This is a genomic window from Romboutsia faecis (genome assembly GCF_014323405.1).
Lineage (GTDB): Bacteria > Bacillota > Clostridia > Peptostreptococcales > Peptostreptococcaceae > Romboutsia_E > Romboutsia_E faecis.
The window spans coordinates 1-11,900 of record NZ_JACRWE010000008.1 but is presented as its reverse complement, the minus strand read 5'-3'; the positions used below and the strand labels follow the sequence as shown (position 1 = coordinate 11,900).

General features: G+C 27.1%; 10 protein-coding genes, 1 tRNA gene and 1 pseudogene. 1 reads left to right on the top strand and 11 read right to left on the bottom strand.

Features of this window, described 5'->3' with window-relative positions:
• Nucleotides 1–41: 41 nt before the first annotated feature.
• The 5 genes from H8923_RS13940 to H8923_RS13920 all read right to left on the bottom strand — a co-directional run bounded on the left by H8923_RS13940 (nucleotide 42) and on the right by H8923_RS13920 (nucleotide 5,105).
• Nucleotides 42–1,802 (bottom strand): hypothetical protein, encoded by a 1,761-nt coding sequence (locus H8923_RS13940; protein ID WP_243139983.1) that lies wholly within the window; start codon nucleotides 1,800–1,802, stop codon nucleotides 42–44.
• Nucleotides 1,803–1,928: 126 nt separating this feature from the next.
• Nucleotides 1,929–2,585, bottom strand: a complete 657-nt coding sequence (locus tag H8923_RS13935; RefSeq protein WP_153972549.1) for a pentapeptide repeat-containing protein — start codon at nucleotides 2,583–2,585, stop codon at nucleotides 1,929–1,931.
• A 66-nt stretch (nucleotides 2,586–2,651) separates the two neighbouring features.
• A tRNA-Met gene (locus tag H8923_RS13930) sits at nucleotides 2,652–2,727 on the bottom strand.
• A gap of 116 nt (nucleotides 2,728–2,843) precedes the next feature.
• The gene (locus H8923_RS13925) at nucleotides 2,844–3,980 is read right to left on the bottom strand and encodes a deaminase domain-containing protein (RefSeq protein ID WP_153972548.1); all 1,137 of its coding nucleotides are present in this window, start codon (nucleotides 3,978–3,980) and stop codon (nucleotides 2,844–2,846) included.
• A 228-nt stretch (nucleotides 3,981–4,208) separates the two neighbouring features.
• Nucleotides 4,209–5,105: a 3'-5' exoribonuclease YhaM family protein gene (locus tag H8923_RS13920; RefSeq protein ID WP_153972547.1), complete on the bottom strand. Its 897-nt coding sequence runs from the start codon at nucleotides 5,103–5,105 to the stop codon at nucleotides 4,209–4,211.
• Between the two features lie 236 nt (nucleotides 5,106–5,341).
• Between H8923_RS13920 and H8923_RS13915 the strand changes: the two genes are divergently transcribed.
• The gene (locus H8923_RS13915) at nucleotides 5,342–6,181 is read left to right on the top strand and encodes a polysaccharide deacetylase family protein (RefSeq protein WP_153972546.1); all 840 of its coding nucleotides are present in this window, start codon (nucleotides 5,342–5,344) and stop codon (nucleotides 6,179–6,181) included.
• Between the two features lie 186 nt (nucleotides 6,182–6,367).
• On the opposite strand, the gene H8923_RS13910 is transcribed toward H8923_RS13915, so the two are convergent.
• From H8923_RS13910 to H8923_RS17770, 6 genes and pseudogenes are all read right to left on the bottom strand, one after another.
• Nucleotides 6,368–7,276 (bottom strand): SDR family oxidoreductase, encoded by a 909-nt coding sequence (locus H8923_RS13910; protein WP_153972545.1) that lies wholly within the window; start codon nucleotides 7,274–7,276, stop codon nucleotides 6,368–6,370.
• Between the two features lie 193 nt (nucleotides 7,277–7,469).
• Nucleotides 7,470–8,639 (bottom strand): cyclically-permuted mutarotase family protein, encoded by a 1,170-nt coding sequence (locus H8923_RS13905; RefSeq protein ID WP_243139982.1) that lies wholly within the window; start codon nucleotides 8,637–8,639, stop codon nucleotides 7,470–7,472.
• 278 nt (nucleotides 8,640–8,917) lie between these two features.
• Nucleotides 8,918–9,472, bottom strand: a complete 555-nt coding sequence (locus H8923_RS13900) for a ferritin family protein (RefSeq protein WP_187127959.1) — start codon at nucleotides 9,470–9,472, stop codon at nucleotides 8,918–8,920.
• Nucleotides 9,473–9,789: 317 nt separating this feature from the next.
• Nucleotides 9,790–10,947 carry a ComEC/Rec2 family competence protein gene (locus tag H8923_RS13895; RefSeq protein ID WP_317982881.1) on the bottom strand — a complete coding sequence of 386 codons (1,158 nt, stop codon included), beginning with the start codon at nucleotides 10,945–10,947 and terminating at the stop codon, nucleotides 9,790–9,792.
• 169 nt (nucleotides 10,948–11,116) lie between these two features.
• A complete protein-coding gene (bcp, locus tag H8923_RS13890; RefSeq protein ID WP_153973199.1) occupies nucleotides 11,117–11,572 on the bottom strand; it encodes a thioredoxin-dependent thiol peroxidase in 456 nt (151 codons plus the stop codon).
• A 193-nt stretch (nucleotides 11,573–11,765) separates the two neighbouring features.
• Nucleotides 11,766–11,900, bottom strand: a pseudogene (locus H8923_RS17770) (NADH peroxidase); the annotation flags it as partial.

Here is an 11,900-nt window from a genome sequence, read left to right as displayed (position 1 = left end):
TTATTACCTAATCTTATTGGGGGGTATTAGTTATTATTTTCCTATATTGAATTTAAATAATCAAACAATGTAAATTTATATTCATTTACAAAGCTATCCAATCTATCTTTAGCTAAAGCTATATACCAATCTTTATCTAATTTTTGAGGCACTTCTTTATCTATAATATTGCTATTATCTATAAATACCCTATCTGGAGTGTAGCTAATCTTCTCTAGTTTATTATCTGATTTCATTTTCATAATAGGGTTATCTAAACTAGATTTACTAGCAAATACCCTAAGAACCTTTAAACTAATATTCTCAATCCCATATACAGCATGAGAGTACTTTCCTGTTATTTTTACACACTTTTGAAAATCTATAAGATTGTTGCTATTATTTATGGTAGTTTCTACATCCACATCATTTATTAATTTTTCTTTAATAGCTTTATTTACTATTGGTAAATCATTATCTATTATACTTAGTTTTTTAACGTAAGCACCCTTACTTTTTACTTTTCCATCTTCTTTTATATAAACATAATTATTTACGTCTTTTTGTATTATCTTTTTAATAAAATCATGTTCAAGATTCATTTTAGTTCTTTTACACCATTCATTACAAATTTCTATATATCTATTTACTGCCTCTTTAGAATTAAACTTAAACATAACTCCATCAGTATTACCTTGAATAAATTCTGCTTCTTCCTTAAATTCTAATTCCACCTTTTCTATTAAATCTAATAATAGTAACTGTCCATTTACACATATAGACATACCTTGTCTTGGATCATAAAGTTCATTATTAATATCCATACATGCACCATATGCACTATTTAAAACTAATTTAAGGGATTTTTCTATAGGATTATTATCTTTTTTAAACTGTATCCTTGTATCTCTTATTTGACTGTATTTAGATGGATCTTTTACATTTCTACTCAATAAATTATATTCTATCATTATAGATGGATAAAAAGAACTTACATCTGAATTTACAATGAAATCATTAGCTTCGTATTTTTTCCTAGCAGAATGAAGTCCACCCCAACCAAAATCAGTTTCAATTCCATATACATTTGTTCTTAAGTAATTTTTTAAATCTCTATTGCTATAATCTAAATACCAATCTTTTATATAATTATATTTACTAAGATTTATATTCTCTATTATTTCGAAGTTTTTTGAGTCATCTCTATCATAATTAGGCTTTTTTGCACCTAATATATATGCACTTAGCTGAGCTTCAGTTTTATTAATCATACTGTCATCTAAGTTAAAGTACTCTATTAATCCTAATTGAGCTTCATATTTGTAATAAACTTCCTTAAACACTTTATAAGTCATTCTTACGTCGTGTAAGCAGTAACTTGTTAGTTCTTTTATCTCTTCCTCGGTTGGATATCTATCTAAATCAAAGGGAACAGTACTTTCTCTTATATCTTCCCCCATAAATAATTCCAGCTCCTTCAAGCTACGAAAGCTATCATTTATCTCAAATATATACATCTGCATTTTATTTAAACTTCTATCTATTTTCCATCCAGACATCTTTTTTTCAATAAGACTATCTGATACCTTACATGGATCAAGGCCCATTATTATTGATTTAAATATCCATTGATCGTATCCTTTTATGTTATACCCTATCCATACAGAATCTTTATTTTTATTGTATACTCTTAATAATTCATCCCTATCATTTATTATGATGTGTTCTTTTTGAGTTTTGTAATCTTTCATACAACACATCCAAAATTTAGCATTTGATAAAACTTCAAAATCTATTATTATACGTCTTTTGTCTTTTTTCATAATCATTATTCCTCTATATGTTGTATTTATCTTATTATACCAATAAATATATAAGGTTAAACTATGAAAATATAAAAAGTGCCCTGACTATGTAAATAATCATACTGGGCACTTTAATTAAACTATTTATAAAATTCCTTGAGATTCATAACTCTTTAAGCTCTTTATTATATAACTTAAAGTACAAAACTCTTTGTCAATTTTCTCACTTAAAAGCGTTAATCCTTGTACTAATCTATGTTCTTTAAAGTTATCTAAAAGTATCATTATACTGATATTGTTTATACTACCATCTTTTGTATCTAATGTTCTTGATTTTTTAATATATACATTTTTCATAGCTAAATTAATAGCATTTTCAAGTTTTTCATTTATTTCTAAGTTTGGCATTTCATCAAAAACTTTAACTTCAGATTCTTTAATATTAATATTTTTTGCTTTAGAAATATCAGTATTTAAAAATATTGTGTTTTTAAATGTTGCTCCGCTAAAATCTACATCTTCAAGATTTACTCCCTCAAATACAGTATTTTCAAATTTAGCTTTTGTAAATCTACTCTTTTTTAAATTACTACCAATAAATTCTGCAAATGTAAATGTACACCCATAGAAGTTACAAGATTTAAAATGTGCTCCCCTTAAGCTTGTAAAATTAAAGTTAGAATTAGAAAAGTCACTGTTATAGCAATTACTTCTTTTTAAATCTTGGTACATAAAATTTTTATTCATTTTTTGTACTTTATTATATTTTAACCCTGTTTCTGATTTCTTATTTGTTGTCATGTTATCCTCCATTAAAAAAGCTCTTATATCATATAGATATAAGAGCCATATATTCATACTTATAATTGGTTGCGGAGGCAGGACTTGAACCTGCGACCTTTGGGTTATGAGCCCAACGAGCTGCCAACTGCTCCACTCCGCGATGTTATTATTTTGTATATATATAATAGTAGCATATACAAATCCTATATAACAACCTTTTTATAATTATTAACATATATATATTTTTTTATACGTAGTTTTAAATAATTCCCTAGCTTAATTTTCGCCATATCTTTTGATATATTTAACTTGTACTTTTATATCTGGATGTTGTCTACAAAACTGATTGATTACATAATAGCAACTTGGACAAGGCTCCCATTTGCTATATAAAGTAAGATTTCCCTTGTTATTTAGCTTTTTAGCTTTAATTTGCTTGTGAATTTCTTCAAATATCTTTTTTTCACTATCATTAACTCTATTATAACCTGTTCCTAATTTTCCTAACTTGTTAACTTTATTGCTCTTAAAAAATTGTTTTTCTAATGGTGGTGCTTTACAATAATCATTTATTTCATTACTACCACTTATTGCCTTAAACTCTTTATTATCATATTCTACTACCGCTATATTTATAGAGTCTTGTAATGCACTACTTTGATTTATTTTAAAAGTTAAATTATCTTTTTCATCAATTTTAATATACTTATTCATATTTTTTACTAGGCGTTTCATTCTTGGTATATTGTTACTCAAGTGCTGATGGTACTCTACACTGCCCTTTAGTGGCTTGATATAATTATTATCTATTTCTTTAGGTATGTCTATTGATATTGTTTTAACTTGAGTTATTTCATTATATTTTTCATCTACATTTTCTTTATTTATCATAATCATTTTTTTTAATAATTCAATATCCTTAGCATAAAGATAATTTTTGCCTATTTCATTTTCTAAATATTCTAATCTACATTTTTCTTTTTTATTGATTACTCCAGATATACCATCTTTTATTTCTTCTATAGCTTTAAGTATATGTTCAACATTATCTTGAGAATTAGGTTTTCTTTCATATTCAACTCTATCTATTCGTAATTTTTTAATCTCACTTATTTTTTCACATAACCTGTAGTGTTCTCTTTCAAACAACACCATTTTTTCCATGTAATCAATAAAGTGACTAACATTGTTAGCTCTATAAGTTATTTCTTCTTTATCCATAGATTTGTATAAATGTTCTATTACAGTATTATCCACTTTAAAAATATTTATAATATCTTCTTTGAATTTTTCTTCATCGTAATAATTTAAATTATATCCTTCTTTTTTTAATTCTTTTTTAAAATCGTATATATTAGAAATCTTTATTTTTTCTTTTTTCCTAACTTTTATGTCTATATTCCTTGTTGTCATGTATACCTCATTTTTTATGATAATTTAATGATATTTTTTATAGCATTTAATTATTTTATCATATTTTGAAGTTAAAGTTTAAATTAAAATTATACCAGTAATGCAATTATAAAATTTTACTCACAGCAATTTTAGAGATAGAACTTTACTCTACCTCTAAATATCTCATACATAAATTATACTAAATTAATAGTTTATTTCTTATCTTTTTTATGTTTACTCATAAACTTAGAGATAAAGCTTAGTTTCTATACGTTTATCATATTGAGACCATGTGTTATCTCTCGTATTTTCTCTTATTTGCTCTATTTTATTCATAGTGGCATCTACAGTATCTGCATAGTTTAATATAATAGATTCTTCCATATTAGCTTTTTTAGGTGATCCATACTCAAGTTTACCATGATGCTGTACTATGCAACCTTTTATCCTTCTAATAAAATCTTCATTAAAAGGTACTCCAGCATTCATAACTGCTCTATCTATCATCTGTACTCCTATAACAATGTGACCCTCTAATTCTCCTTCAAGAGTGTATTTAAAAGGACCATTATACTCAAGTTCATAAATTTTACCTATATCATGAAGCTTTGCACTTAATACTGCAATTTCTCTTCTTCTGCAATCATACCTATCACAAAGAACTTTAGTCAAATACATTACATTAAGAGTATGTTCAGCCAATCCTCCTATATAGTTATGGTGCATAGATACTCCACCTATCCCTTTTTTAAATTTTTCAAGAAAACTTTGATCTTTAAAAAAATAATCATTTAGCTTTATAGCTTGTGGTGAAGTAATACATTCTTTTGTTATTTCATCTATATCTTGCATTATATCTTCAATAGGTCTTTTTACAGTTGCAAGATAGTCTTCAAGTTCATAATTTTCAATTACGTTTAAGTAAGAAACATCGATAACAAAATCCTTAGTCCCTTCTATCTCTACTACCTGACCTGGTTCTAGCTTTAACTTTGGTGCTATTCTTGCATTTATGTATCCACTTTTATCACTTAATGTGTATAAAACCTTATTTCCATCTTTATATAATTTCTTCATTATCATAAGAGATATTTTTACATTTCCGTCTTTTAAATCCTGAAGAAAAACTTTTTTATTGGCCATGACTACTCTCCTTGTTTTTTCTTTAATCTGTAAACCACTAGTCTGATAGCTTTGCGACGTTATTTATATATTAACCATCAACTATTATATTATTACACTAAACTAGTAATCTATTTTACTAATATCTATGAGTTAGTTAACAAACTATTACATTGAAATATTTGAACTAAAATTTATTTAAATGGTATAATTAGGAAAATAATTGGGATTAAATACAGAATAATAAGGAGATTTTTATGAAAAAGTTAAAAATTATAATTCCTATTATTTGTTGCTTAGTATTTGGTATTGGATGTAGCAATAATCAATATATTGATAAAACAGATAATAGAAGCACTAATGATGATATTGTTGAAGTTGAATCAGAAGAGGAAGTCATAAATAATATTATAGAAAAATATGACTCTATAGAACCAACTGAATGGGGAGAAAAAGTTAATGGAGTAGTAAATAAAATTAATACAAAGGAAAAAATAATATCTTTAACATTTGATGCCTGTGGTGGTAAATATGGTAGTGATTATGATGAGGATTTAATTCAATATTTAATTGATGAACAAATTCCAGCTACCCTTTTCGTAAATCGTAGATGGATAGAAGTAAATAAAGATAAATTTCTAGAATTGGCTAATAATGATTTATTTGAGATAGAAAATCATGGTTATGAACATAGACCGCTATCGGTAACTTCTAATTCTATATATGGAATAGATGGTACTGGTAACATTAAAAGTGTTATAGATGAGATAAAACTTAATGAAAAAACTATATATGAACTTACAGGAAGAACAACAAAATACTTTAGATCAGGAACTGCTTATTATGATGATGTGTCTATAAAAATAGCTTTAGATTTAGGATATAAAATAGTAGGTTTTACTGTTAATGGTGATGCAGGAGCTACTTTTTCTAAATCACAAATAGAAAATGCTTTAAGTAAATCTACATCAGGAGATATTGTAATTTGCCATTTCAATCAACCTAAAAAGTATACTTACGAGGGATTACAATACGCATTAAAAGAGTTAAGAGATAAAGGTTATAGTTTTGTAAAATTAGAAGATACTAATATTTAAAAACTTATATAGTGTACATCATACTTATTATTTTCTAACATATCTATCTGTATAATATAGATGCGTAAAATAATACTGTATTTACAATATATGTATAAAAAAATACCTAGCTTGAACTAGGTATTTTTTATTATTTATTTGATATATTAACTTTAATAAATTTAAATAACTATATCTATTACCAATCTAAGAACCAACTATAGTTCCACCATTAGGGTGAAGAATCTGGCCGGACATATATCTAGAATCATCACTTGCTAAAAATACAAAACTTGTTGCAACTTCAAATGGCTGACCCGCTCTATTCATTGGAACTTTACTAGTTCCACTGCCAAATGTCTCTACTTCCTTTGCTGAATAAGATGATGGAATTAAAGGAGTCCAAATAGGACCTGGAGCTACTCCATTTACTCTTATACCTTCTTCTATCAAAGATTGTGATAGTGATCTTGTAAATGCTAATATAGCTCCTTTAGTTGCACTATAATCTATAAGTAATGGTTCTCCTTTATATGCAGTTATAGAAGTTGTATTGATTATACTCGATCCTTTTTTTAAATATGGAAGTGCCGCCTTTGTCATATAAAAAAATGCATATACATTAGTTCTAAATGTATCATCTAATTGTTCCGCACTTATATCTAGTATACTTCTTTGAATAAATTGCACAGCATGATTATTAACCAAAATATCAATTTTGCCAAAGCATTGTATCGTTTTTTCAACAACTACCTTAGACATCTCTTCATCTCTTAAATCACCTGGTATTAATAAACATCTTCTTCCCAAACGTTCTATATTTGCCTTAGTTTCATTTGCATCTTCTTCCTCACATAAATAAGAAATAGCAATATCTGCTCCTTCTTTAGCAAAAGCATAAGCTACAGCTCTACCTATTCCACTATCTCCACCAGTAATAATAGCTACTTTGTTAAGTAATTTACAACTTCCATAATAATATGGATTATCAGATATAGGTCTAGGATTCATAAGGTATTCTAAACCTGGTTGACAATTTTGATGCTGAGCTGGAAATAATATCTTTACTTCTTCACATTTTTCTTTTGTGCCTATACTTTTATAAACTGGATACATATACAACCACCTTTAACTATTAATTTATAAGTATAACACTTGCCCAATATAAATTATATTAATGTTTGAATTTACTTATTACATTATATAGTTTATTAATACTTTTTAGGTTGATAAGTACTTAATCTCTTCATATCTTTGAGGCTTTAGACACATAAAAAAGTCTTCAGATTTCTGAAGACTTTTTTACGTATTATTTATCTAATATTGTACCAACATAAGTTCTATTAGTTCTAGTTCCAGGTTTTATTTCTCCATTTATTGAATATATCTTTTCACCATCTAAAACTACCCCTGCTCCACATGGTGCATCAAACGGAACTTCGCCAATAGATTTCCAGCTATTACTCTTTGCATTATATATTAATATCTTCTTATTCCATCTTAACTCAGATGGGTCTGCTCCAAAATACCCTTTCCTAAATTCAGATAATTCTTCATCTTTCAATGTATTTAGTTTTTCAACGGCATAGTCATAAACTGTTTTATCAAACCCACCTACAACTAACATTTCTTCGTTATTAAGTTTAACTGAACTAGCACCTAATAAAGATATTTCTTTTCCATCTACTTTAACATCTGATACTTTTTCCCATTTATTCTTTTTCATATTATATTTATATCCATCTGTGTAAGCTACTTTATCTCCACCACTAAATACATATATCTCATCATTTAGTATTTGAGCAACTGCTTGGTTTCTAGTTGCTTCTCCTGGTACGGATGCTATTTCCTGTGTTTTTTTTGTTTTTAAATCAAATTTATACATTTTATTACTTGCCTCACCATTTTGCTTTCCTAATCCAACATATATATAATTACCATGTTTAACAGCTATTCCATCACTAATTGTAAAAGGTAAATCTCCTATAAACTTTTCTTTTAACTTTCCTTTTTTATCAACAGAGAATAGAGTTACATTATTTCCTTCCTTTTCCTCTGGACTTCCACCTATATAATAAACACCATCATCATCAGTTATTGAGCTTCCATACCCTATTTCATATTTTAATTTTGTATGCTTAACTTGCTTTAATCTTCCATTTTCTTGTTTTAATACATAAACATCAGGATAATGTTTTTTAGTCCCACCATCAGCTACAGACTCATCAGGAAAGTTAGCTCCACCACCAGCTATTATGTATCCATCTGACTCTCCTACAAGTAATCCTGCTGTACCTATATTTTTATCTTGTCCAAATTGTGCTTCTAAATCTCCTGCATGTTCCCAAAGTATTCTTTTTGCAGTTATTTTTTCACTACTAGATGCCACTGCCTTACCACCATATCCTAAAGAACCTATCCCAATAATAAATACTGATGCTATTGCAATTACCATTGCTTTAGTTTTTTGTTTTCTCATAAAAATCCCCCCTCATTATTTTTATGTTTCTAATTAAATGTTATATGAAAATCGTTTTCCTTTCAACGGATTATTTATTCTGATTTTACTTTCATTATTCTATATATTAATAAATTTTAGATGATTAAATAAATTAGAAATTTAGTAATATCTGAAACTAATTTCTTATTTACGATATTATCTCAAAATAAAAAAATACCTCAATAACATATTGTTATTGAGGTATTTATAAATGTTAAAAAATGTTAAAATTTATTTATATAATAAGAAGCTTATTATTAGTTTTGCTTTCCAAAATGTCTTTCTAATAATCCTAAGAATGCTTTACCATGTCTAGCTTCGTCTTTACACATTTCATGAACTGTATCATGTATAGCATCTAATCCTAATTCTTTAGCTCTCTTAGCTAATTTTAATTTTCCATCAGTTGCACCGTACTCAGCTTCAACTCTTACTCTTAAGTTTTCTTTAGTATCAGCAACAACTACTTCTCCTAATAATTCAGCAAATTTAGCTGCATGTTCTGCTTCTTCAAAAGCTATTCTCTTGTATGCTTCTGCTACTTCTGGGAATCCTTCTCTATCTGCTTGTCTACTCATTGCTAAGTACATTCCTACTTCTGTACATTCTCCAACGAAGTTTGCTCTTAATCCTTCTATTATTTCTTCATCTACACCTTGTGCTACACCTATTCTGTGCTCATCTGCCCAGTTTAATTCTCCTGACATTTCTTCAAACTTGTCAGCTCCTACTTTACATACTGGACATACAACACCTTCTATAGTTTCTCCTTCGTGGATGTATCCACATACTGTACATACGAATTTTTTCATAACTTTCTCTCCTCCTGAATTTTCATTGATTGATTTATATATATATTAAATAGTTAATTTACTTTTTTATTATGGTATATATATACCACTAAAATCTGACTTTAAACATTTTTTATTTTTTATTTTATTTATTTTTGAATCAATCCATATCTTATATATAACTACTTAATACCCCTAGAATATTTTCCCTAAACAAATTTTTAATAAAATTTTTATATTTTATTTAATTTTTTCAATTGTATAATAAATTTTCAATACATTCATAGTTATGAACTATAAAATCTCTTATACTCCTAAGGAGATATTTACTAGTATTGTTAGTTGGAGATACATCTATCGCATGGGTCATATTTTCCAGACTCAGCCTGTGTACCATAATCTATAGTTTTACTTCTACTTAAAGCAGGACAAGATTTAGTTGAATGATATGACTTCCCGTTGGGAGTCCAGTAAACTATATCATCTTTAATACTATTATCTACTACAGGTTTTGTAATAGGTTTTTTCTCTGGTTTATCATTATTAGTATTATTATTTATACTTTGGGTATAAGTACTATCCTTACAGTCTACACTTAATCCATTACCACTAGACTTAAATACTATATGTCCACATTCGTCACTTCTATGTATTTCTATATTTTTACTAACTAAAGTATCCATAGTTTCCTTATGAGGGTGATTATACTTATTGTTAGCACCAACTAATATTACTGCATATTTTGGATTTACCTTATCTATAAAAGAGCTACTTGAACTACTTCTTGATCCATGATGTCCAACCTTTAATAAATCTACATCATTTACATCTAACTCACGCTCTATCTTTTCTTCTGCATCTCCCATTAATAAAACTTTATCATTTCCATTGGTATACTCTAGGACTAGAGAATTATTGTTTGGGTCTTTTTCATTTGCTGCTGAAATTACCCTAAACTTACCATTTCCTAATTTGAACTCACTATTTAATAAAGGAACACTTGGACTTAACCCTTTATTCGACATAGCATATATAAAATCTGAATAAGTCTTAGAATCAGAATCACCATTACTAACATATACTTTTTTAACTGGTATTTCATTTACTACCGCATCTAATCCACCAATATGATCTGAATGCGGATGTGTTGCAAATATATATTCTAACTCTTTAACACCTTGATTTTTTAGATATTCTACTACTCTTTCTTCATCGTCATTATCTCCACCATCTATAAGTGCAAATTTATTATTGTTTTTTATCAAAATAGCATCAGAGTTTCCTGTATCTATAAAATGTAACTCTGATTCATTTAATGATGATATTTCACTAGTTTCTTTATTTGAGCTTATACTGCCTTGAACATTATTTATAGAGTTGTTACTTGTACTACTTTGTGCATCTATATCTTTAACAGTACATGCTGACAAGCTTAAAAGTATTAATACACTGGATATTATTACTAGTACTTTTAACTTTAAGTTATATATTTTCACAATTTATCCCTCCTATTTTTACATATATTCCTAAATTATAGCATAATAACAGTTTGTTCTTGCTAATTTTATTTTTATTATTCCATAATAAAATACCTCAAGATATTTATAATATCTCAAGGTATTTTATTATATTTATTAATTAATTGACTTCTGTAAAAATAAGCGTTTATCCTAAATACTCAAGTATTTCAGCTACATTTTTATCTGTTTTAACTTTATCATATACTTTTTCTATCATACCATTTTCATCTATAATGTAAGTAGTTCTCACAACTCCCATACTTACTTTTCCATATAACTTCTTTTCTTGCCATACATCATATAACTTGATAGCTTCAAGTTCTGGATCAGATAATAATATAAATGGTAAATCATTTTTTTGTGCAAATTTTTCATGAGACTTTGCACTATCTTTGCTAATACCTATAACTATAATGTCTTTTAATTTAAAAGCATCATAATTGTCCCTAAAAGAACATGCTTGCTTAGTGCATCCTGGAGTATTGTCTCTAGGATAAAAATATAAAACTACTTTTTTATTTTTAAACTCTGATAAACTTACTAAATTACCATCTTTATCTTTTAATTTAAAATCTGGTGCTTTTGTTCCTACTTCTAACATATATACACTCCTATAATTTAATATTTTATTACATATTATACCAATAATTATAAGTTTAAATCTTTTATCTCAATTTTTTTACTTTTATCTCAATTTCCTTGCAATAAAAAATACCTTTAGATATTAATATCTAAAGGTATTTTTTATAAAGGTTAATAAAATTTATATTAATTTATTTAATATGAGCTTATTATTAGTTTTGCTTTCCAAAATGTCTTTCTAATAATCCTAAGAATGCTTTACCATGTCTAGCTTCATCTTTACACATTTCATGAACTGTATCATGTATTGCATCTAATCCTAATTCTTTAGCTCTCTTAGCTAATTT

Bases quoted from the DNA above. Each gene is read 5' to 3' on its own strand.
- H8923_RS13920 (WP_153972547.1), bottom strand. From the start codon at position 5,105: ATGGCCAATAAAAAAGTTTTTCTTCAGGATTTAAAAGACGGAAATGTA.
- H8923_RS13940 (WP_243139983.1), bottom strand. From the start codon at position 1,802: ATGAAAAAAGACAAAAGACGTATAATAATAGATTTTGAAGTTTTATCA.
- H8923_RS13905 (WP_243139982.1), bottom strand. From the start codon at position 8,639: ATGAGAAAACAAAAAACTAAAGCAATGGTAATTGCAATAGCATCAGTA.
- H8923_RS13900 (WP_187127959.1), bottom strand. From the start codon at position 9,472: ATGAAAAAATTCGTATGTACAGTATGTGGATACATCCACGAAGGAGAA.
- H8923_RS13935 (WP_153972549.1), bottom strand. From the start codon at position 2,585: ATGACAACAAATAAGAAATCAGAAACAGGGTTAAAATATAATAAAGTA.
- H8923_RS13925 (WP_153972548.1), bottom strand. From the start codon at position 3,980: ATGACAACAAGGAATATAGACATAAAAGTTAGGAAAAAAGAAAAAATA.
- H8923_RS13915 (WP_153972546.1), top strand. From the start codon at position 5,342: ATGAAAAAGTTAAAAATTATAATTCCTATTATTTGTTGCTTAGTATTT.
- H8923_RS13910 (WP_153972545.1), bottom strand. From the start codon at position 7,276: ATGTATCCAGTTTATAAAAGTATAGGCACAAAAGAAAAATGTGAAGAA.
- bcp (WP_153973199.1), bottom strand. From the start codon at position 11,572: ATGTTAGAAGTAGGAACAAAAGCACCAGATTTTAAATTAAAAGATAAA.